The organism is Bacillus sp. CGMCC 1.60114 (assembly GCF_042676365.1).
Taxonomy (GTDB): domain Bacteria; phylum Bacillota; class Bacilli; order Bacillales; family Bacillaceae_G; genus Bacillus_A; species Bacillus_A rhizoplanae_A.
Genome location: NZ_JBHTHG010000107.1, coordinates 54,979 through 77,628 on the forward strand (window position 1 = coordinate 54,979; position 22,650 = coordinate 77,628).

Annotated in this window: 24 protein-coding genes and 1 other annotated feature; of the genes, 10 read left to right on the forward strand and 14 right to left on the reverse strand. The window is 34.9% G+C overall.

What is annotated here, in order from left to right:
- Nucleotides 1-6: 6 nt before the first annotated feature.
- The 3 genes from ACFQZ1_RS15350 to rraA all read right to left on the reverse strand — a co-directional run bounded on the left by ACFQZ1_RS15350 (nt 7) and on the right by rraA (nt 3,474).
- On the reverse strand, nt 7-786 hold the full coding sequence (locus tag ACFQZ1_RS15350) for a DUF4430 domain-containing protein (RefSeq protein WP_377883053.1): 780 nt from the start codon (nt 784-786) through the stop codon (nt 7-9).
- A gap of 55 nt (nt 787-841) precedes the next feature.
- The gene (locus ACFQZ1_RS15355) at nt 842-2,524 is read right to left on the reverse strand and encodes a DUF4430 domain-containing protein (RefSeq protein ID WP_377883054.1); all 1,683 of its coding nucleotides are present in this window, start codon (nt 2,522-2,524) and stop codon (nt 842-844) included.
- Nucleotides 2,525-2,988: 464 nt separating this feature from the next.
- Nucleotides 2,989-3,474 carry a ribonuclease E activity regulator RraA gene (gene rraA, locus ACFQZ1_RS15360; RefSeq protein ID WP_377883055.1) on the reverse strand — a complete coding sequence of 162 codons (486 nt, stop codon included), beginning with the start codon at nt 3,472-3,474 and terminating at the stop codon, nt 2,989-2,991.
- A gap of 121 nt (nt 3,475-3,595) precedes the next feature.
- On the opposite strand from rraA, the gene ybaK reads away from it, so the two are divergent.
- On the forward strand, nt 3,596-4,069 hold the full coding sequence (gene ybaK / locus ACFQZ1_RS15365; RefSeq protein WP_377883056.1) for a Cys-tRNA(Pro) deacylase: 474 nt from the start codon (nt 3,596-3,598) through the stop codon (nt 4,067-4,069).
- A gap of 276 nt (nt 4,070-4,345) precedes the next feature.
- Nucleotides 4,346-5,644, forward strand: a complete 1,299-nt coding sequence (locus ACFQZ1_RS15370; protein ID WP_377883057.1) for a histidine--tRNA ligase — start codon at nt 4,346-4,348, stop codon at nt 5,642-5,644.
- A 230-nt stretch (nt 5,645-5,874) separates the two neighbouring features.
- Here ACFQZ1_RS15370 and ACFQZ1_RS15375 read toward each other — a convergent pair whose 3' ends face one another.
- From ACFQZ1_RS15375 to ACFQZ1_RS15410, 8 genes are all read right to left on the reverse strand, one after another.
- Nucleotides 5,875-6,483 (reverse strand): hypothetical protein, encoded by a 609-nt coding sequence (locus ACFQZ1_RS15375; protein WP_377883058.1) that lies wholly within the window; start codon nt 6,481-6,483, stop codon nt 5,875-5,877.
- 94 nt (nt 6,484-6,577) lie between these two features.
- A complete protein-coding gene (locus ACFQZ1_RS15380) occupies nt 6,578-7,336 on the reverse strand; it encodes an SDR family oxidoreductase (RefSeq protein WP_377883059.1) in 759 nt (252 codons plus the stop codon).
- 57 nt (nt 7,337-7,393) lie between these two features.
- Nucleotides 7,394-9,049, reverse strand: a complete 1,656-nt coding sequence (locus ACFQZ1_RS15385) for a putative ABC transporter permease subunit (protein ID WP_377883060.1) — start codon at nt 9,047-9,049, stop codon at nt 7,394-7,396.
- Nucleotides 9,042-9,767, reverse strand: coding sequence for an ABC transporter ATP-binding protein (locus ACFQZ1_RS15390; RefSeq protein ID WP_377883269.1), 726 nt, complete (start codon nt 9,765-9,767; stop codon nt 9,042-9,044). The genes ACFQZ1_RS15385 and ACFQZ1_RS15390 overlap by 8 nt, the downstream gene beginning before the upstream one ends.
- A gap of 186 nt (nt 9,768-9,953) precedes the next feature.
- Nucleotides 9,954-10,148 (reverse strand): hypothetical protein, encoded by a 195-nt coding sequence (locus tag ACFQZ1_RS15395; protein WP_377883061.1) that lies wholly within the window; start codon nt 10,146-10,148, stop codon nt 9,954-9,956.
- Nucleotides 10,149-10,372: 224 nt separating this feature from the next.
- A complete protein-coding gene (locus ACFQZ1_RS15400) occupies nt 10,373-10,468 on the reverse strand; it encodes a hypothetical protein (protein ID WP_377883062.1) in 96 nt (31 codons plus the stop codon).
- Between the two features lie 5 nt (nt 10,469-10,473).
- Complete coding sequence (locus ACFQZ1_RS15405) at nt 10,474-11,313, reverse strand: hypothetical protein (protein ID WP_377883063.1); 840 nt, start codon at nt 11,311-11,313, stop codon at nt 10,474-10,476.
- A 130-nt stretch (nt 11,314-11,443) separates the two neighbouring features.
- Nucleotides 11,444-12,196 (reverse strand): GNAT family N-acetyltransferase, encoded by a 753-nt coding sequence (locus ACFQZ1_RS15410; protein WP_377883064.1) that lies wholly within the window; start codon nt 12,194-12,196, stop codon nt 11,444-11,446.
- Between the two features lie 367 nt (nt 12,197-12,563).
- Here ACFQZ1_RS15410 and ACFQZ1_RS15415 point away from each other — a divergent pair, with 367 nt between their 5' ends.
- The 3 genes from ACFQZ1_RS15415 to ACFQZ1_RS15425 are packed head-to-tail and all read left to right on the forward strand — an operon-like array spanning nt 12,564 to nt 14,689.
- Complete coding sequence (locus ACFQZ1_RS15415; RefSeq protein WP_377883065.1) at nt 12,564-13,403, forward strand: DUF2785 domain-containing protein; 840 nt, start codon at nt 12,564-12,566, stop codon at nt 13,401-13,403.
- Nucleotides 13,404-13,419: 16 nt separating this feature from the next.
- A complete protein-coding gene (locus ACFQZ1_RS15420; RefSeq protein ID WP_377883066.1) occupies nt 13,420-14,187 on the forward strand; it encodes a GNAT family N-acetyltransferase in 768 nt (255 codons plus the stop codon).
- A gap of 25 nt (nt 14,188-14,212) precedes the next feature.
- A complete protein-coding gene (locus tag ACFQZ1_RS15425; RefSeq protein WP_377883067.1) occupies nt 14,213-14,689 on the forward strand; it encodes an NUDIX hydrolase in 477 nt (158 codons plus the stop codon).
- A 50-nt stretch (nt 14,690-14,739) separates the two neighbouring features.
- Here the strand turns inward: ACFQZ1_RS15425 and iscB are convergent, their stop codons facing one another.
- Nucleotides 14,740-15,987 carry an RNA-guided endonuclease IscB gene (gene iscB, locus ACFQZ1_RS15430; protein ID WP_377883068.1) on the reverse strand — a complete coding sequence of 416 codons (1,248 nt, stop codon included), beginning with the start codon at nt 15,985-15,987 and terminating at the stop codon, nt 14,740-14,742.
- A 436-nt stretch (nt 15,988-16,423) separates the two neighbouring features.
- On the opposite strand from iscB, the gene ACFQZ1_RS15435 reads away from it, so the two are divergent.
- Nucleotides 16,424-16,891, forward strand: a complete 468-nt coding sequence (locus tag ACFQZ1_RS15435; protein WP_377883069.1) for a GNAT family N-acetyltransferase — start codon at nt 16,424-16,426, stop codon at nt 16,889-16,891.
- A gap of 206 nt (nt 16,892-17,097) precedes the next feature.
- Here ACFQZ1_RS15435 and ACFQZ1_RS15440 read toward each other — a convergent pair whose 3' ends face one another.
- Nucleotides 17,098-18,084: a tryptophan--tRNA ligase gene (locus ACFQZ1_RS15440; RefSeq protein WP_377883071.1), complete on the reverse strand. Its 987-nt coding sequence runs from the start codon at nt 18,082-18,084 to the stop codon at nt 17,098-17,100.
- A gap of 41 nt (nt 18,085-18,125) precedes the next feature.
- Nucleotides 18,126-18,338 (reverse strand) — a binding site (T-box leader).
- Between the two features lie 140 nt (nt 18,339-18,478).
- Here ACFQZ1_RS15440 and ACFQZ1_RS15445 point away from each other — a divergent pair.
- Both ACFQZ1_RS15445 and ACFQZ1_RS15450 read left to right on the forward strand, forming a co-directional pair.
- Nucleotides 18,479-19,633 (forward strand): 1-deoxy-D-xylulose-5-phosphate reductoisomerase, encoded by a 1,155-nt coding sequence (locus tag ACFQZ1_RS15445; RefSeq protein WP_377883073.1) that lies wholly within the window; start codon nt 18,479-18,481, stop codon nt 19,631-19,633.
- A gap of 63 nt (nt 19,634-19,696) precedes the next feature.
- Entirely contained in the window at nt 19,697-20,146 is a 450-nt protein-coding gene (locus tag ACFQZ1_RS15450; protein WP_377883075.1) for a GNAT family N-acetyltransferase, read from the forward strand.
- Between the two features lie 86 nt (nt 20,147-20,232).
- Here the strand turns inward: ACFQZ1_RS15450 and ACFQZ1_RS15455 are convergent, their stop codons facing one another.
- Entirely contained in the window at nt 20,233-20,754 is a 522-nt protein-coding gene (locus ACFQZ1_RS15455; protein WP_377883270.1) for a CGNR zinc finger domain-containing protein, read from the reverse strand.
- Between the two features lie 141 nt (nt 20,755-20,895).
- On the opposite strand from ACFQZ1_RS15455, the gene ACFQZ1_RS15460 reads away from it, so the two are divergent.
- Together ACFQZ1_RS15460 and ACFQZ1_RS15465 are read left to right on the forward strand one after the other, a co-directional pair.
- Nucleotides 20,896-22,083: an MDR family MFS transporter gene (locus tag ACFQZ1_RS15460; RefSeq protein ID WP_377883077.1), complete on the forward strand. Its 1,188-nt coding sequence runs from the start codon at nt 20,896-20,898 to the stop codon at nt 22,081-22,083.
- Nucleotides 22,084-22,234: 151 nt separating this feature from the next.
- Nucleotides 22,235-22,645 carry a DUF5391 family protein gene (locus ACFQZ1_RS15465; RefSeq protein ID WP_377883079.1) on the forward strand — a complete coding sequence of 137 codons (411 nt, stop codon included), beginning with the start codon at nt 22,235-22,237 and terminating at the stop codon, nt 22,643-22,645.
- Nucleotides 22,646-22,650: the final 5 nt, after the last annotated feature.

A 22,650-nucleotide genomic window follows, 5' to 3' on the forward strand; every position in this document is an offset into this window, starting at 1 on the left:
TGATCTTTACCGATTTTCTTTCCTATAATCTAACGTATAAAACCATTCAATTTTGTCCCCTTGTTTCACTTCATATCTACCTGCACCCATATTAGAAACAACACCATTTACACTATATTTCCAACCACTTCCGCTACCTTTATCTTTCTCATATAAATTATTAATCCCTTGAACATATACACCATTCCCTGAACCAGTATATTCCATTTGAATTCCCTTTTGCTTCATTGTACGAGCTAATACTTTAAAAACAGTATCTCCCTCTTGAAGTTCTACTTCCGTTCCCCCTAAGATCGTACTTTGATCATCACGTACGGATATCGTAACCGTCTTTACCTCTGGTTTTGGTTTTGGTTCCGGTTTTGGTTCCGGTTTTGGCTCTGGAGCAGGTTGTACAGATGAAGGTGTACCTTCAGAACGGCCCTGTGCAGACTGTTGGTTTTCAGCTGGTTGTTGTACATTTTCCTGCTTCGTTGTTTCTTTCGGCTCATTTACAACTTTGGATTTTTCTTGGGATTGTGCTTTTTGCTCTTGATTTTGTGATTGTTCTGCGTTTTGTTTTTGCTCTTGATTCTGTTCGATAGATTTTGAATCTACAGCTTTTTCTTCTTGTGATTTCTGTTCTTGTTTCTGTTCTTCTGAAGATTGCTGTTCCTGTTTCTTTTCAACTTTTTGCTCTGTTTGTTTTGCGGCTGTCTTTTTATCTGTCTTTACCTCATTTTGACTACACCCAGCGATAAGACTAAATGAGAAAACAAACAACACAAGCCATTTCAACATTTTCATCATTTCTCACACCTTTCGTAATAAAATTAGGAGCAAATATTTGCTCCTAATTTTGTCAAGCTGCTTTTCTTCTCCATAATACATATGCAGCGCCAATGCACAGTACACCAAATGCAGCTGGCATAGCAGTATTTACCCTAGACATACCTGTTTCTGGTAAACTATGTTTTTCTACTTTCGCTTCCTTTTCTTCACCTTGATCTTCTGCAGCTACAATTGACTGATTATCCACTTGGTTTTCAGGTTCCTTTGTTACAGATTGTTCATCACCAGTTGGTTGTTTCGGCTCTTCCGTTGCGTTATCCCCTTCATTGGTTGGTGTTGAAGGTTTTGTCCAATCGAAAATAGAACCTTTTCCATTTAAATAGTTCTTATACTGAACAAGCGCTAACATCGCTTGCTCAGTTGCCATACTATCTTCTTCAGTATCAGTTGGTAACCATTTAAATCCACCATTCTCTAATTGATAAGATAGTAAATTTTGAACCGCATTATGATTATTTTTTGTATATGTAGTACTTGTTGGATCTATGCCAGCTGCTGCAAATCCAAGAACTACTTCCGCTACACTGTTGGCATTTTCTACACCACCCGATGTAAATCCACCTTTACCTGTCTGTGTACTCGCTAAATGTTGCTTCGCTTTATCTAATGCTTGCTTTACTTCCACTTGATCTTGATATGGTGCTAACGCTGGGAAAACCATGCCAGTTACATCCACATCACTTGGTTCCTCTAATTTCCCCATATACGCCCAGCCGCCATCTGTATGCTGTGATTTTAAAATTGCGCTTACTAATGTATCGCGGTTCCATTTCGCGTCAGCTGGCACATCATATTTTTTTGTATCTAATGCAAGTAAACTAAAAGTATATCCTGTAATAGAATCTATTTTCTCAGAGTTATATAATTTTGAAATTAAGTTTTGACTAGCAATATTTGTTGGGTCGCCTTCTACCGCTGAAACTGCTAAAATTGTACGTGCTAACTCAGTGGAAGAAAAGCTGTTTTCCTTCTCTTTAATACGATCTGCTAATGATTGTAAATAGTTTGATTTCATCTCTTTGGAAACTTCTTGACCTGATTGAGCTAAACCAATCACTACCCAGTCACTATCTACACCATCTTTTATCATCTTTTGTGCAGTTTTTACAATTGCTTCATCAACTTGCTTTGTTAGATCACCCTTTGTAGGTTCTTGCGGTTTTGTTGTATCAGGTTTGTCTGTACCTGGTTTTTCTGTGCCTGGTTTTTCTGTGCCTGGTTTTTCTGTATCAGGTTGTTTCTTACAGGTACCAAGTTCATCTAACACTTGCTGCAAAGTTTGTTGACTCATATTGTTCCAGTCTGAAACAAAACGATAAGCCACAACATCTCCAGCTTCTAGCTTATAGCTATCTGCCCCAACCATAGGTGATTTGTTATTCACTTCATAAGACCAACCGCTCTTTTCACCAGCCATTAATCCATCTATACCTTTTACGTATACACCATAATTCGTGTTTTCTGCAGTTATTTTACTGCCCATTTCTTTTTGCAATAAACTATAGGCCGTGTCCCCATCTTGAATTGTAACTTCTTTTGGACATAGCATAATTCCTTTTTGTGAATCCCCAACAATTGCTAATGTTACTGTTTTACCTTCAGCAAAGACAATATGTACGGTATTTGCAAATGACGAGAAAACTAATGCAATCGTCATGAATGACATGAATAACCATTTTTTCATGTTTTCCATACTATTTATTCCTCCCCTTTCCTAAAAATCTCATAAAAAAATACCCACAAAGGGCGCGCATAAACTCTCTTCAAACAAGGGTTCACTAGATGCACAGCACCTCTATTTCAGTAGGTTGTTGCATTTGCATAGGTTAGGTACCCAGCTTATGAAACAATAACTTTTTGCATCCTTCGATGAAAAATGTAAAAAGTCTTCTCATTTACAGTAGCGAAATAACATAGAAATTCCGCCAAAATCCCTCTTTTTACATAGTGAAATACTATGGCCCTATATAATTCACAATATTACAAAATTCTGTACTATTTTACTATTTTTATATTTTTTTGTCTATCATTTCTCATATTTGCTTTTTAAGAATACTAATATTCTTGTAACTCTCTTTTTAAAGCCTTATATTGATGTACATTTGTATCTGAAAATATTTCTATCATTATTTACATTCAAATTTCCTTTTCTTCACATCATGACTCATGATGAATCGCTTTTTTACATACAATCACACCATCTTCATCAACATAGACATAATCTCCTGGAATCCAAGAAACTCCCCCAAAGGAAACAGGAATATTCGTCTCTCCTTTCCCTTCTTTCACACTACGCTTTGGCATCGTTGCAATCGCTAAAATACCAAGTTCCGTTTTAGTAAGTTCTACACAATCACGAACACAGCCATATATAATAATCCCTGCTAAATTTCGTTCCTTTGCAATATTAGCTAAATTATCACCAAGTAGTGCACAATTTGTTGAGCCTTCTCCGTCTACAACTAATACTGTACCCTCAGGCAACGTTTCTAGCGCTTGTTTTACAAGTACATTATCATCTTTTACTTTCACTGTTGCAATTTTTCCGTGAAACTGCTTTTTCTTTCCGTATGATTGAAACAGAGGCTTACATACTTGCACTTCAGTTTCATATGCATCATAAAGATCAGTTGTTCTCCACATCTTTTTCCCTCATTTCTTTTCAAAATATATGTTACATATTCTTGTCCTTTCTCATTTCCCCTGTCTTATTTTGCAAAATTTTGTATACTAAAAATAAGAAACGAAAAAGGAAGTGTGGAATATGAGTAGTAAAACAAACGCTTGTCGTTTATTAGATAAGCATAAAACTTCATATACAATACATGAATATGAGTGGGATGAGGAAAACTTAGATGCAAAACATGTTGCTAAGCAAGTTGATTTACAATTAGAACAAGTCTTCAAAACTCTCGTCCTTCGCGGAGATAAAACCGGAATAATTATGGCTTGTATACCTTCGCATAAAGAGCTCAATTTAAAGGCATTAGCGTCTGCAAGTAAAAATAAAAAAGTAGAGATGGTTCCAATGAAGGAAATACTAGGATTAACAGGATACATACGTGGCGGTGTTTCACCACTTGGCGTGAAAAAAAATTACCCGCTCTTTATTGACGAATCTGCTGCAAATTTAAGCCCAATAAGCATTAGCGCTGGGAAAAGAGGATTACAAATCTTTATTGACGGTACAGATTTTATTAAAATAAGCAATGGTACACTTGCATCTATTACTTCTTGAAAAAGTTGTCTCTTGAACGGCCAAAACAGCGAGATGAAAATTGTTTGATAATTCAAACTTAATTTGGTATGATATAAAAAAACTTAAGGAGAGATTGCTTATGTTAAAACGTAATACTTCTTTCCAACTTCATCATCATACATAACGCCTTGTATCCGAAGAATTTTTTCTTCGTGGGTACAGGGCTATTCCTGTTCTACCCACGAAGCGATTATAAAGCTATGTGGGTATTTTTATACCTACATAGCTTTTTTTATTTCAAAAGGAGGAATAAACATGAATCTACAAAATGTAAAAGGAACAAAAGACTATTTACCAGAAGAGCAAGTACTGCGTAATACAATTAAACGAACTTGTGAAGAAACATTTGAAGCTTACGGCTGTAAACCATTAGAAACTCCGATTTTGAATATGTACGATTTAATGGCTTATAAATATGGAGGAGGTGCTGAAATTTTAAAAGAGATGTATACCCTTCGTGATCAAGGTAATCGTGAACTTGCACTGCGTTATGATTTAACAATTCCTTTCGCAAAAGTTGTAGCGATGAATCCAGAAATTCGCCTTCCGTTTAAACGTTATGAAATTGGAAAAGTATTTCGTAATGGCCCAATTAAACAAGGAAGATTTCGAGAGTTTGTACAGTGCGATGTAGATATTGTTGGAGTTGAATCCGTTATAGCAGAAGCAGAATTAATGGTAATGGCTCTCGACATATTCAACAAGTTAAACCTAGACGTAACTATTCAATATAACAACCGCAAGCTATTAACAGGAATACTGCAAACTATACAGATACCCGAATCACAAATACAAGATGTTATTTTATCTGTAGATAAACTTGAGAAAATCGGTATTGAAGGTGTAAAAAATGATTTAATACATCGAGGGATACAAAGCGAAACTATTGATATATTATGTGAAACATTGGAAACATGTATGTCTATGCAGCGCTCTGAGTTTGATAAGGCATTCTCTAATCCACTTGTAAAGGAAGGAGTTACTGAACTCCAAGAACTTAAACAATACTTAATTGCACTTGGAATTGAATCTAATACAGTATTTTCTCCTTTTCTCGCAAGAGGTCTCACAATGTATACAGGAACGATTTATGAAATCTTTTTAACAGATGGTAGTATTACCTCTAGCATTGGAAGCGGTGGTCGCTATGATAATATTATCGGTGCATTTCGAGGCGATAATAAATCTTATCCAACAGTTGGCATTTCATTTGGTTTAGACGTCATTTATACTGCTCTTTTACAAAAAGAACTTGCATCCCCTTCTGTCGATGTCTTTATCATTCCACTTGGAACACAAGCAGAATGTTTAAAAATTGCACACACATTGCGAACAAATGAGAATTTAAAGATAGAACTTGAACTCACAGATCGTAAACTAAAACGAGCTCTTAACTATGCAAACAAAGAAAATATTCCATATGTACTTATTATTGGTGAAAACGAAATAAATAGAAATGTAGCTGTTTTACGAAATATGAAGAAAGGAACTGAACAAACTATTCCGCTAACTTGTATTGAAACTGGAACTTTAAAACAATTTTTATCCCGTTAACGGGTAGTTCTAGAGAACAAGCGTGAGGTGAAAAGCTCCTCTCACTGCCTGTTCTCTAGAACTAATCCCGTATCTACTTCAACTTTATACTCCATTAAAGATAGTATTATATATTTATTTCAACGAATCTTACCTTAAAATAAAAGAAGACACGCACACACCTGCTACGTTTCTCCTTTTATTACATAGGTTATATATAAGAGAAGACTTATTTTTGTCTTCATTTTTTATTAAAGCTTATTCAAAAATTGATTTAAATCCTGCTTTGTTTTCGACGTTAACGTCTTTAGCTTTTTTAAATCTTGCTTTTGTTTTCCCATTTCAACAATTAGTGGGTATAAATTTAATTCGATTGTTTTATAATCAGATGCATGTTTTGCTTCAACTTCTTTCTCAACTACATCCCATTTATCAGTAAGCTGCTTTCCGAGTTTATTTACAGTTTCTTGTTTCGGATTTGCTTTCAATTGCTTGTCCACTTCTTCTATTAGTTGTACAACTTCTTTTACTCCGCTTTTCATACTAGCATTTTGCTTTGCATTTGTTGATGTTGTTTCTTTTGTTCCATTTTTCTCATTTTTCGCTTGTTCTGTATTCGTTGATTTCGCTTCTGTTTTCTCATTTGCAGATTGTTCTTTACTTGTTGTTTTCTCTTCTTTCTCTCCATTTTTACTCGCATTTGTTTGTTCTGCGCTTGTTGGTTTCGCCTCTTCTTGGACGTTTGTTTGTTCTTTTTTACTTTGATTTGCTTGGTCTTTTTCTGTTGAGGTACCGCAAGCTGTAATAGAGAGCATCGTTCCAATCGCCAGTGAAGCAATCGATATTTTTTTCAAATTCATAATAAGCCTCCTAATATTACAATTTCACCTCCCCAATAGTTTTCTATATACTTCCAAAAATCCCTTTTTGTTATTTATTAAAAATAGAAGTTTCTCAATGAAATCCTCCTGTTGAATGTATAATCTGCCCCGTCACCCACGCTGCTTCTTCACTTGCTAAAAAAGCAATCAACTGCGCTGCGTCCATTGGCTCTCCAACTCTTCCTGTTGGAAATCTTGTTCCAAGATGTTGTTTTATTTCTTCATTCATCCATCCTGTATTCGTTGGTCCTGGATTAACGGCATTTACTGTAATCCCCTTTTTCATAGCAGCAGGTGCAACTGAAGCCGTAAATGTTTCAATGGCCCCCTTTGTTACGGCATATGCAAGCTCATCTGGCATCGGTCCCAATGATTGTCCAGACGTAAGGTTAATAATTCTCCCGCCTTTTTCTTTTGTAAAATGCTTTATAAATAGTGTACTTAACAGAAGAGGTGCTCTTATGTTCACTGTATAATGAGAATCTAACTCCTTTACATCGATTGTCTCATAGTCTGTATTTGTAGAGTATGCCGCATTATTCACTAAAATTGTTGGTTCTCCGAGACGGTCTGATACCATATATAATAGGCGATTTGGCGCATAAGACTGTGCCAAATTAATCTCCGCCATATCACAACGCACCCCAAAGTTTTCAACTTCTTCTTTTAATACAAACGGTTCATCTCTCTTCATTCCCCAAGGCATCGCCTTATCATAGCGAGGCCAATAAGTAAAAAAGATATCTATTCCTTTCCGAGCTAATTCTTTGCAAACAGCTGCCCCAATACCATTTAACCGCGTTGCACCTGTGACAATTGCAATTTTCCTCATAGCAATTTCTCTCCCTTATATAATAAATCCTCTGTATAGTAACAGAGGATTTACGATTTATTTAATATTTGCTAGAATGCGTTCAGCACCAAGTTGTAAACTACGAGACACAATAACATTTACAATAGTAAAAACAACTAGGATACTTAAAAACATACCCCACATTCCAATTCCTAATAAGAAAAATAACGCACATACTCCGCCTACAGTAAGACCAACTAATAATATATTAACAAGAAAATTCCAAAGCGTAGTATAACGACCTTTAAACATTTTTTGTTCGGTATCCCAATGAATATCTGCTGTTTGCGCATCCCAGCGTGTACCAATTAAATTAATCAACCATAACCCGTTTGCGCAAAGCAAGAACCAAAGTAAGATAAATACTGGTGAAACACCACCTACAATGAAAAGTACAAGGCCAAAGATAGCTAAAATGGCGATATTAATGAGCCAAGCTGTAAATACTTTCGCAAAGAAAATGCCCTCTGCCTTAACTGGTAAATAACGATTAATAAACCAAGTACGACCTTCTCTCGAAAAAGATGTTGTCGCAATCACATTGGATCCCATTAAAAACATACCTGCACAAAAAGCAAGACCAAGCGCAAGACCTACTGTTTCACTATCTTTTATAAATTTATTTAACCAAGCTAAATTACCGTCTTGCACAAAAATAATAAAAAATAACATAATTGGCATCACGAAAGTTTGCACAATACAATTAATGAAAAACTGTGGTGTGCGAATCAAAATACGAAACTCTTTTTTCACATATGCTTTCCAATGTGAATTTTGTACAGTAGCTTTATTAAAATTCTCAGAAGAAATCACTTCTTTTTTTGCAGTACTATTAGAAAGTCCAATAACTCCTTTTAAATATGTACGCTCTGCAACATAGAAAAACAATACATAAAACGCAAATGAAATCGCAGCGAAAAGAAGTAAATATAAAATCCCTTTCCATGAAGTACTTTCTGTTAACGCTATTGCCCCAAAATATGTTGTCGGAAAATAGTTTGTCATTTCTACTAGAAATGAAGATTGATTATTTGCGAAATAGTCTGCTGCCGTTTGTCCAGAAACAGCGCTTCTATTTTTCCATTGCATAAATACATTAATGCCCACAACCAACAATAAAGTAAATAAACCCATTAGCATATTACTTCGATCTTTATTTTTTGCGATATTTGTATAACGCATAATAATTGTCATAAGAAGTGAAGCAAGAACTAACGGAATAATCGGGAAAAATAAATAAACGATTAAAACATAAATATAATATGTAATAAAGGCACCACTTTGTAATCCATAGACAATGAAAATAGGAAATAAAACAAACGAAGCCATCACATATTGTGTAATTAAAACAGTAATAAACTTTGCAGTAATAATGTGGGCTGGCTGAAGTGGTAGTGGTAACAACATTTCAACGTCATCGCTATAATAAAACACCGTTAAAATTGTCGTAATACTGAACAAAAACACCCATATACTTCCAATCGCTAATCCCATGCCAATCAGTAAGTTTTCCTGACCAAATTGTTTTAATCCGCCATACACGCTATATGCAAGTGGACCTATGAATAAAAATCCAACACACAAAAGACCAAAGAATGAAAGCAAATATACAACACGCTTCTTTTTATCAGTTAACATATCAGCATAGTTCATTTTTAATAATACTTTTGTTAACATCCAAATTTTATTCATTTTCCGTCATCTCCAAGAACATTTTTTCAAGAGATTCATTAGATTCAAAATGCTCTCGTATTTCTGCTAAATTCCCTTGAAATTGAAGTGTTCCTTTATTAATAATCGCAACTTGATCACATAATTTTTCAGCAACTTCTAACACATGCGTTGAAAAGAACACCGTTTTCCCTTTATCAGCATGTTCACGCATCATTTGCTTTAATATAAATGCCGACTTTGGATCCAAACCTGTCATTGGTTCATCTAATATCCATACATCTGGATCATGCAAAAGAACTCCGATAATAATAATTTTTTGGCGCATCCCGTGTGAATAACTTTGAATTTGATCGGACAATGCTTCGTACAAACTAAAACGTTCCGCTAGTGTTCGAATCTTTTCCTGACGCACCTCTTTCGGAACATCGTACATATCCGCCATAAAATTTAAATATTCAATCCCTTTTAAGCGTAAAAACATATCTGGACTGTCAGGAACATATCCAAATAACTTTTTCGTTTCAAGCGGCTCTTTCGTAATGTCTTTTCCATTCACAGAAATCGTCCCTCTATCAAGAGAGTGAATACCTGTTATCATCTTAATTGTCGTTGATTTCCCTGCACCATTTGGGCCTAAAAAACCAAATATCTTTCCACTCGGCACTGTTAAATTCAAATCTTTTACCGCAAATTTACTACCATTATAACTCTTTGATACATTAATAATTTCAATCATCAATATCCAGCCCTTCTCTTATTTTCCAATAATTTCATTCTAATTATATCATAATACGTTTTTGTATTTTATAACTTTTTAGAATTGTCAAATACAGAAAAATCTCTTCCTCTTTATCTCACATTAATGAACAGTAAGACCCCCACTGCTGGAAGTCTCACTTTATTTCTACTATCCTATGTTTCCTTATCCATAAAAATATATATACAACGCTATCCCAACTACTAAAACAATCCCTAAAAGAAGATAAATGATTGAAAGTCTTGTAATATTTCCTTTTGTTGAAGTTCCATAATTTTCGTCCTCACTTTTCCCAACCATTACCGTCCCCGTAACTGTCACTGCCACTATAATTAATACTCCTAATATCCATCCTAGCATTTCTTCATTTCCTCCCTTCATTATAAATTTTACGGTACTTATTCTATTAACAATGTGGATATATTTGTAATTATTCCAACAATTTTCAATCCAATCGTAAAATGAAGAAAATAAAAAATAGAGATTCTAAAAAGCAATCTTATGACTCTTTAAAATCTCTATCTTCTATTTTATTTTCTTTTAACAATAAATCGTGTAAAGCGTCTAACTGTTCTTCCGTATATTCAATCTTTTTTTTCAGCATATTGCTCCACAGAACCATATACATTGTTAATTTCATCAACTGCTGCTTGTAAATATTCCACTCTAAGCTCAAACATCGCACTTAAAAAGAAAAGATTTCTTGTATATTTGTAAAGGACGTGCACGGCGCCCCTCGAAAGACATAGGCAATTTGCTCATCCCCGAAATCTTGATATACAACTGTACCTCTTTGGGGATGCGCATAATATTCACAGTTCCCTATCTTTTTCGGGGAACTATAGTTTCTGATCCATGAGGATACAGGAAGATAACTATAATTCGCATGTCTACATGCCCATAGCGCATATAACTGCTCTTTTGTATCCCAGTATATATACTGTGTTTCATGATTACCAAAACCAACAGACTCTAGCTCCCATGAATGTGATACTAGAAGCGGTAATGATACAAAGTCTTTTTCTTGTGGAGAGGACCATATAGAACAACGATTAATTTCTCCCATGCCATCTTCTTTATGAATTTGAAAGCTCAAACGATGAAAGGGTAATTTTATTTGTTGTTTTGCTGCCTCTAATTCAAATGGTTGTAATCCATATAAAAATTCCTCCATCTGATGTTGTTCTATAACTCCATCATCAATAGAAATTTCAATTTGCATTTTCCACTTAGAAGTGACGTAACTATCGTTCCCTTTATAATTTATACCACGCCAATATGTTAGTGTGTTATATCGAAAACACTCGCCCTGTCCCTGATACAAACAACTATCAGGAAAAGTCGGTTCCATAATATCCAGAAAAAACTGTTTCACACGAAACATTCCTGTAGGTGCTATCACCTGAAACCAAAGCGTTTCCCACCCTTTTCCCTCCTGGCGTTGTGATATGTGTTCCACATGCCAACCTGGAAGTAAAAATTCAGGATATAACGGAATTATTCTTTTAAATGTTTGTTTTAACATACAATTCCCCCTCGATTTATCCCATAAAAGCCCGATTCGATTGAGCGGGTTTTCCATGAGTGGGAGATGAAGCTTCTCCGCTCATGGAAGTTTCACTTTATTTCTTTAATACTTCGAAGGGGATCTTTATTTATCCTTTTCTAATCACTCTTGTATATTTCTCAATGTTTCCTAACTGTATACAATTGTTGTTAGAAAACACCCGTTTCATGGCATCGTTCATCTCATCAGTGCTACCAATATAATAAGAAGCACCTATTTCTTTTAAAATGTACAATGCTTTTTCATGCAGCATTGTACCATATCGTTTACCGCGCATATTCGGAACAATACCAAGGTAAAACAATCGTCCTTCTTCTATCGTACCTGGCTCTATATGTGGAAGAATAACTCCTACTGGATCTTCTTCTTGAAAGGCAACTAAACAATGTTCGTTCCATCTGCCGCCAATTTCTGTTTGAAAAGCATATAATAATTGATCTATAGATAACGTTTCTTTCGTATTTAAAGAATACTGCATACATTCCAGCCAAATTGTTTTAAATATGTCTTCTCCTACTTCATCTATTGTTTTCAGCGTAAACGGAACTTCCATATCTGTAACATCAGATAAATCTTTCAGCACCATAACACAACTTTTTTGATGCTGAAATTGTAAACACTGAAACACCTCTTCATAATGTGTATAATTTGGACTTTTTGATGAAATAACGAAATGTAAATGTAAAACCCCTTTATCCATTGCTTTTTCAATCCAATATTGTACAACCTCTGTGACTTGTTCCTTTGTATAGGAAACTGTATTATTTTCTTCAATTGTAATATAGTGTGGTTCTCCTACTAATACTTTAAAATCTCGTTCCATATTAACCAATTGATTCATTCTATAACCTCTTTCTGTAAAATTTTTAAAATAACATATTTTCAATTGCATGAGCAGGAGTTTTTATGAATATGTAGAATATTAGACATTTAATGTTTATAACATAAAAATTCCATTAATAAAAAGTTTCTTCACCCTTCATCAATGATTAACCTTAACAATTAGACTTTTATAAAGTGAAACTTCTATCAGTAGTTTTTTCATCCCCGACTAATGGAAAGCCCACTCAGTCGGGCACAAACCAGCAGTTATCTTCCATCTATCTTCCTCGTCTCTTTTTAATCTTGAGGTGGGAGCTTACTGTCCGTTAATGCGGGATAGACACTAGAGTGTCTTATCGGTAAAGCTATAACGAGGGGGAGCACCATTGAATACCATTATGCTGCAGCAATTACTAGAAACCATTCAGAAAAACGGATATTTACTACCTCAAAATATAGATTTAAATCAATTAAGCTTACATATGCTAGATCATATCGGAACATTAGACGGCAACTTACGTGATCAACTGATTTACTCTACATTTTCTCATCTCATTTCACGTGATTATTTTCATGAGGCTCAGTTAGAAAAATTACTGATGCTAACTTTAGAAGAAAAATATTTATATTATGGCATCACTTCTGATAACACAAATAGTGTGTTTACACGTTCTTTTACAACATTATTAATTGCATTAATATTATGCGCAGATAATAAAACAAACTTTTTAACACAAGAAACTATTATTACCGTAAAAGAAAAATTAGTAGACTATATGAACCAGGAAATTGATTTACGAGGGTACGTACAACCTTACGGGTGGGCACATAGCATCGCTCATGCATCAGATGCTTTCGATGCCCTTATTCATAATCAAAAATTATCGTCACAATATTATGACGAACTAACACACTGCCTTTTAAATAAAATATTCGTTTATTCCATTGTATATCATTTTGATGAGGATGAGCGTATTATTACCCCTCTTCTTTCTATGATATCTCTCGGTTTCTCGCAAAAGCAGCTATTCGATATAATTCGCGTCAAACTAAACTTGCTGCCACTATTTAAATCGAGACTCCCAATCAATGAATATTGCAATTTATGTTCAAATGTAAAAACTTTCTTGCGTAGTTTATATTTTAGAACAGTAAATAATCTTCAATTTACTTATATAACATCACAAGCTGAGGTGATGTTAAAAGAACTACCAACATTTTATTAAAATACGGAGGAAAACAATGGATATCCAAGCAATACAAAATGCAATTGAAGCACACCATTGGGATTATCCTGCTAAATTAATTCCAAATGAAGTTGAATTTATTCATACAATGGATCTTATTATGATTAAAAATAAAAGTATTCCTAGTATTCAAGCTAATAAAGTTGTTCGTTTTGCATCGCAGCAGCCACTAGAAACAGCATTGGACTTATTTCAAAGTATACCATTCTCTTGGTGGGTACCTGCGCAGCAAAAAGAACTAATTAGGGCATTAACAAAGCAAAATTTTGTATGTATCGATGAATATGTTGGAGTAGCTTTACAATTATCAAACTTTCATATTCTAGGTTTACCACAATTGTACCACTTCATCGATGTGAAAACAGACGAAGACATTGCAAAGCTTGTTGATGTAAGCATTAAGATTTGGGACTATCCTCCCTCCGCAAGAGTCAATCTTATTCAGCAGAGAAAATCATATATCGAAGCTAGCGATGAAACTAGTGGTTATATCATTTGCTATGACGGAAATACTGCTGTTGGCTATGCAAACTATAGATACAGTCATGATGGATCTGTAGTTTATTTAAATGGTTCCGGCGTATTACCTACTTATCGCAAGAAAGGGATTTATAAGCATTTAGTTTATAAACGGTTACAAGATGCAAAGGAAAAAGGCATTATTTTAGCAACATGTCAGGCAAGATCAGGTCATTCTGCTCCAATTTTAGAAAAGTTAGGATTTACTACATACGAAACATACTTACAATTTGCGCGTATGTAATATAAACAAAGGAAAAGGTGTATATATGGGATATGTCGAAGAAATGCGCAGCTTAGTTGGAAATCGTCCACTCATTTTAATCGGTTCACATGTGATTATATTAAACGAAAACAATGAAGTACTCCTTCAGCTTCGCAGTGATTTCGATTGTTGGGGCATAATTGGTGGTGCACTTGAATGCGGTGAAACGCTAGAAGAAGCCGCTAAACGAGAAGTTTATGAAGAAACAGGTTTACTTGTTAAGCATTTAGAACTATTTCAAAATTTTTCCGGGAAAGAATTCTTCAATGTTTACCCAAATGGAGATCAAGTATATGGAGTTCTGGCTACATATATTTGTCGTGATTTTGAAGGAACATTACGTATCGATCACGATGAATCAAAAGATTTGCGATTCTTCCCTATTCATAATCTTCCTACAAATTTAGGATCATTACATAAATTAATTTTAGACACTTTTTTAACATATTTCCGAAAGAAGTCCCCATCTTCAAGCGCGTAACGGGCAAGAGCCCAGCGGTAAGGTGGGGATGAATTTCGGTTAGGCATAGCCTAACTGATTTGTAAGAACTGCCAATTGTTCGTATGGTGTATACATTCCATATCTGACATCTTCACTTGCTTATAGGATTTAGAAGGATTTTGTATATATTGTCCGTTTATATCTTGTACGTATACCATTTCCCCTGTAAATCCTGTCACAAATCCTACTTGTCCAAATACCTTTACTTTATCACCTAAATAGATTCCATCTATATGTGGTGTATTTTTCTTGTTCCGTTTTGTACTTGTATTCTTTGTTTTTCTTCCTTTTCTTGCAGTTGCTTCATGCAAGGAGCGTTTTTTCTTTCTAAATTGCTTAATCCGAAACTCACCGCTTTGATCATATTCTTGTATTTGTGTTGGGTGGGTAATCGCAATCGCGTCATTTACATGTGTTTTTGATAAACCTAATTCTTTGCGCTTCGGTGTGGTGTAACTGCCGTATGTAATGTCACAATCTAAACGATTCATGATTTGTAACCGCAATATATTCATAAAAGCGGTCTCTTTATATTGTTTTGATTTTTTGAAACTGTGTTTGATTTTCCCTTGATGAAATTTTTGATGGCATTCATCGTGCACTGTTACTAGATTATCTGCCATATCTGAACCGCCATTGCATCGTTCAATAATATGATGTGTATGCAAAATACCACCTTGCTTCTTACAAATTTGACAGGTGTAATTGTCTCTTGCAAATACATAATATCTCGTATTCCAAAAGCCAAAGGTATCCCCTTGTTGGTATTCTGTTCCTTGTATATCGGGATTTTTTAGCTTTTGTGCATCAAATTTTCCTACTTCGACAATCACTTTTGGAGATGGCAATAACGAGCAAAATGTTTCAATCCAATGAATTTGGTTATCCACTCTACTTTGAATCGATGGTGGCAACCATCCTTCTTTCTTTTTCCGATTGAGAAAACGTGCTTTTCGATATCTTGTTTTTCGTTGTCTTCTACCTCTGCGTAATGTAGCTCTTAGTGTAAGATTTTCTTTGACGTCCTGACGTAATTCAATGGTTCCTTTTGCTAGCACTTTGTCTTCAGTGGTAATCGCAATGCCGATATGCTTTGCTCCGCTGTCAACACCGATTGTAACGGGTTGTACTGTTTCACCAGTGGCATATAGGAGTTGGATGGTAAAGGGTGTGTACGTCACAATTTTCGCTTTTCCTTGTTTGAGAAGAAGCCGTGCCTTGTGATGACTGCAAGGCATGAGCGGTTCTCCTCTTAAATTCTTGACAAATACACGCATGTTTTGTCCCTCCTAAGAGTTTGTTTCCCTTCGCCAATGTTTGTAGGTGTTGGCAACTTCTCGTGCAAGAAGGCTTGTGGTTGACCGTTCCTTCCCAATCAGAACTGTTACAGAGCCACCATAGAGCCAAGAACTAGGGAATCATTCTTGGGTATGCAACCTACGAACGGAGTCCACGAAAGACCGAGGCTAGACAACCAGGGCTTTTTACAAGCCCCCACTTCAAAACGTGTTAGCGTTTAAGTGGTGGGTAGTTGACTAAGTATATAAATGAAAGATGTTCCGTTTAAAAAATGTTTTAGACCAGTGAATAAGGGATATTTCGTTATTTTTGATTTTCGATAATCATGCGTTATGTAAATCTACATCATTTTCATGAGATTTAAATGATACCGAATCCCCAAAAATCAAATGTAAAAACTGGAGGTTATCACTCATGTCTCAAGTAAGTCTCAAAAAAATAACTTCTGAAAATTGGCGAGAGGCTCTTGGACTTTCTGTAAATATTGAGCAACAAGAATTTGTTGCTTCAATTACACCTCCAGTTGCTATAGCTCTTGCCAAAGCATACATTAGACCAGACGATAGAATTATCGAACCTTATGGGATCTACAATCAGCAGAAAATGGTAGGTTTCTTTAATCTACATTATACAATTGATAGTAAAGAAGACTTTTGGCTATTTCATTTTTTCATCGATAAAAGATATCAAAGAAAGGGATTAGGGTCTGCTGCGCTAGAAGTGTTGATTAAGCATATCAAAGATACGCATCCTTCTTGCCATCTCATTCGTTTAACTGTACATCCTAAGAATGATGCAGGTAAGAAATTCTACACAGCATTTGGATTTACTGATGATCATATTCTTACATACGGCGAGCTGACATATTCCTTGTACATTTAGAAAATTTTCAATCCAGCATGACTACTACTGGTAACATTGATTATGTGAATGAAAAGTTTCTTCAGATCTTCTGAATGAACTTTTAAAGGTTTTACGATACATTGATTTCATTTTAACAAAAGGTGCTTTCATGTATGGAAAACACCTTTTCAGTCTACAACTAGTTTTTAATAAAACAAAAGGAACTACATCTTTTCCTTTTCACATTAACACCCAATTCGTTTTTTTATTTCCGCTAAATTCTTCTTAGCAATTTCTCTTGCACGCTCCGCTCCTTTTTCCATTGCTTCTTGAAGCAAATGCGGTTCATTCATATACATTTCATATTTCTTTCTTGGCTCCTCTAACTCGCGATTGATAACTCGGAGTAACTCTTTTTTCACATCCCCCCAGCCGATGCCAGTTGCATATTGTTCTTTCATTAATGTAACTTCCTCTACTGTGGCAAACTCTTTATATAACATAAATAACGTCTCAAGTTCCTTCGGTTCACTCGGTAAAGATGAATCCGTTTTAATCTTGAAAATAAGTTTTTTCAACTTTTCTGGTTCTTCAAATAATGGAATAACATTTCCATAGCTCTTACTCATTTTTCGGCCATCGAGGCCTGGTACAATTGCTCCTTCTTCTTGAATGATATACTCTGGCAATACAAAGATTTCACAGAATGCGTTATTAAAGTACGAGGCGATATCTCTTGCAATTTCTACATGCTGAATTTGATCTTTTCCAACTGGGACATAGTTTGATTGAAATAATAAAATATCGGCAGCCATTAAAATTGGATACGTATATAACCCCATGTTTACACCAGTATCTACATCTACCCCTGCTTCTATATTTTGATCAACCTTTGCTTTATAAGCATGTGCTCGGTTCATTAAACCTTTTGGAGTAAGACAAGCCAAAATCCAGTATAATTCTAGAATTTCCGGTACATCTGATTGACGATAAAAAATTACATGTTCATCTAAGCCTAATGATAACCACGTCGCTGCTACTTCCTTCGTATACTCACGAAACTTCATTGGATCTTGCACTGCATTTAATGCATGATAATCAGCAATAAAATATAATGCCTCTCCTTCTCTTTGTTTAGAAAGCTGTAAAGCTGGTTTAATTGCTCCAATATAATTTCCAAGATGCGGATGTCCAGTTGGCTTAATCCCTGTTAACATAATATTTTTATCCATAACTATCGCTCCTTTATTACACAAAAAAGTCCCTCAATCCTAAAAAGGACGAGGGACTCCCGCGGTACCACCTTTATTAGCTACAATTACATAGCTCTCTTTACGATTCGAATAACGTCGAAACAACCGTCATAGCCTACTTAGTTCAGCATGAAGCTCCAGAGCCCATTCCATATTTTCGCTTACTGATTTCCACCAACCATCAGCTCTCTGTAAAGCTCCAAATATGTACTCTTCTCTATCGTCGCTTTTTCTTTTAAATTTTCCTTATTATACCACAACCTACTTTTAGACAAAAGGGAATTTTCTGTCTTATTTTGCAGGAATTTTCCTTTTTTTATCTAATTAAATACAAGTTTACGAAAAAGTTTCATACAGCTATGGAGGATTTATTATGGTAAAATATATTTCAATTTTGGGGTCAACTGGCTCTATTGGGACATCAGCACTAGATGTAGTCGCAGCTCACCCAGAACACTTTCAAATTATTGGGTTAACTGCAAATAAAAATATTGATATGCTCGAACAACAAATACAAACATTTCAGCCGCGTATTGTAAGTGTGAGTACGAAAGAATTAGCACATACACTGCGTTCACGAATTTCTGTTCAAACAAAAGTTGTATATGGAGAAGAAGGATTAATTGAGGTTGCTGCGCATCCTGATAGTAATCTTGTCTTAACTTCTGTCGTTGGTGTAGCAGGACTACTTCCAACAATCGAAGCACTAAAAGCAAAAAAAGACATTGCAATCGCTAATAAAGAAACGTTAGTTGCAGCTGGACACATTGTTACAGAATTAGCAAAAGAAAATCATTGTCGTCTTATCCCGGTAGATAGTGAACATTCAGCTATTTTTCAATGCCTAAATGGCGAAAATAATAAAGAGATTGAAAAATTAATTGTAACAGCTTCTGGCGGTGCATTTAGAGATAAAACACGCGAAAAAATGGCACTGCTCAAAGCGAAAGATGCACTAAAACATCCAAACTGGCTAATGGGAGCAAAATTAACAATTGACTCTGCAACATTACTAAATAAAGGCTTTGAAGTAATGGAAGCACGTTGGTTATTTGATGTTCCTTACGAAAAGATCGATGTTATGATTCATAAAGAAAGCATTATTCACTCTCTTGTAGAATTTGTGGATGGTTCTATTATGGCTCAGCTTGGAGCACCTGATATGCGTATGCCTATTCAATATGCATTCCACTATCCATCGCGTTTAGCATCTTCCTTCAAAAAGTTAAATTTATTAGAAGTTGGCAGCTTGCATTTTGAAAGACCTGATCTAGAGAAATTCCCTTGTCTCCACTACGCTTACGAGGCTGGGAAAGTTGGTGGTACAAAACCAGCTGTACTAAATGCTGCGAATGAAATTGCAAATGCTTTATATTTACAAGACAAGATTTCATTTTTTGATATTGAAAAAACAATCTATTCTACATTAGAAGCTCACCATAATATTGCTAATCCTTCATTAGAAGAGGTATTAGCAGCTGATCACTGGGCACGTCAATATGCCAATAAATTACTTGTAAAAAATTAGAACTAGTTATTCGAAAGAGTGAGAATCCTATATTCTCACTCTTTTCATAAAGGGGGCCTCCACTTGATTCGAAAATTATCTCCTTCTTCTATTGAAGAAGCTGCAGAAATTTTAGAAGTTCAAATTTCTGCATATAAAATTGAAGCACAGTATATTCAAAATAATTCAATCCCTAGATTGTATGACACTATTTTTGATATCCAAAATTGTAATGAAGTCTTTTATGGATACTTCATTGATGATACTTTAGCTGGGTTTATTTCATTTCTATACGAGGATGATGTTGTTGATATTCATCGCCTCGTTGTTTCACCTACATATTTTCATAGAGGAATTGCAACAGCACTATTGCAACATCTATTTCAACTACATGAAGAAACAACACCTTATATTGTACAAACTGGTAAGAAAAATACACCTGCCATTGCTTTATATAAGAAACATAATTTTATAGAAACAAAAGAAATTACATTACCAGATGGTCTCGTTCTTGTACAATTAAAAAAATCATAAAATAATTTGTTTTAAATAAACATTTTATTGCTAGAAAGCAAGAGAATAGCCGAAACTTTGCAGACCTGCAAGCCTCGGCTATTTTACTATTTGATATAACTTGAACTTGCTTTTCTCTTCGCACGATGCCTCTTCACTTTTGCAATTGTTCCGCAAGCTCTTCCCCCTTCTCCTTCAGCATACATACCGCACCAGCGTTTACTACCATTACGAGATTGATCATAAAACACCCACTTACAATCCGGGCAGGCTTTCAATCTTCCCCACTGTTTATTTACAATCGTAGAAACAATAATTCGCAATAAAAATGTATATAAATTTCCCTCACCAATTGCTTGATATGTAATCTCATTTTCTCCATCCTCAAGGCTTACTTGTAATGGATACTTATCGAACAACGGCTTTAACGATTTCTGCTGTTCAACCGCCTCTCGAATGATAGCGCGGAAACTTTTTATTTCCTCGACCGAACCAAAAGGTAACTCTTCATTCCATTGTTCATTCATAAACAAAACTACATCTTCTTCTGTTTCAAAAAAATCAACCGGTTTTCTCGTTTCATTTGGGATTCTCCATGTATTTAAAAACGCTCTTATACTTTCTAACATCTCTGGTGCAGTTTGGCTGCTACTCAAAATCACCACCAACTTTCCATCGTTTACTTTTTTTCTTATTTTCAGTATAATCATAACATAAAAATGTTAACCATTAAAAATAATAAAAGGTTAACAGTGAAAGGAGTGGATATTTTGAAATCTTTTTCATTACCTATTCGTTTTGTATTATTTTCTACTTTTTTTATGACGCTTGGTCATTTTGCGGTGATGGCTTTTCTAGCTCTCTATTTATCTAATTCTTTACATTTTTCCGCTATGCAAGTCGGCACCATTTTGACAGCACTTACAATTACCTCTCGAATATTTCCGTTATTTACTGGAATGATTGCCGATCGAGTTGGTTATATCATTATGATGATAACCGGAATCATTTTACGGGGTATTGGCTTTCTTTCCTTAGGGATATTTTCTGGATTTTATACTATTATGCTTGCAACAATATTCATCGGATTTGGAACTGCTTTTTATGAACCATCTGCACGTGCTGTTTTTGGTTCTCAACCTGCTCATATAAGAAAGGATACCTTTACATACTTAAATCTCTTTTTAAATGGCGGAGCAATCATTGGGCCGATTGCAGGTAGTGTATTGCTTCATTGGAATCCGTTGTATCCATTTTTATTTACCGGATCACTCATGTTCGTTCTAGCATTCCTATTCTTTCTTCTTAGATCTCACTTTCATGTTACTGTACATGAAACACAACTATTAACAGGAATAAAAGTGGCTGTACAAAACAAGCTCTTTTTATCTTTTTCACTCATTATGGTGTTTTTTTATACACTGTTCACACAACTTACGGTTGCATTACCACTTCATATGAACAATATAAGTCACGATCAAAACTTAGTAGGACTCGTCATTACAATAAACGCCATTACAGGTTTTTTATTTATGATTGCATTTAAATATCTCTTCAAAAAATATCATGCACTTTCTCTTGTAAAGTATGGTGTATTACTAATGGGACTTTCTTTCCTTCTCATTCCAATCTCTTTTCATCCATATTGGCTATTAGTGTGTGTTATTTTATTTACTATCGGAGAAACACTCGTACTACCTAATGCGGATATTGCTGTGGCAAACTTTAGTAACGAACAATACACAGCAACCTATTTCGGTTTCTTTCAATTATCACTTGCCCTAGGATTTACTATTGGAAACTATACAGGTACTTTCTTTACGAAGTATTGGCAAGATATGAGTTTTCCTTGGATTATTTTTGGTCTTTTAGGCATGGTTGGATTTTCACTCCTTCATTTTTTGAAAGGAAATGCTAAAATGCATGAAAATCTATCGAATATAAAACAGAGTATGTAATGTTCTTACATACTCTGTTTTCATCTCCACATGTTTTAAATTAATTTAAAACAAACCCAAAAATAACCTTATTTTCATATATTTGTTATAATATAAAAGAAAATAATTACTCTTAATTTCACAAACAATCATGAAAGGAATGAAACATATTATGACAAAAGACACAAACAAATCCCGTGTTATTTTCATGACTTTAGTTTCTGCATTGCTCTTCTGCTCTTTGTTGATTGCGGGTTCACTTTCTCCACTTGCCGATTCTGGGCCTAAAGCCAATAAGTTTGGCACAATGGGTATGTGGACAGCAATAGGCATGGCTCTTACCACATATCTACTCCCTTTAATCTTATATATTGCAGGGCTGAATGTAATGAAGTTTGTTATGGCAGTCTTTTGCGGGTTTGGACTGCTTATAAACTCTACAATACTTATAGTCGTTCTAACAATGGGTGAATTTCCTACTTTACTAGGACTTTGCATAGCTGCATTAATTGTTAATATTATGTGGTATTTTGTAGCTTTTCGTTCATCATCAAAGCTTAATCACCAAAAACGTTTTATCTAATTTAA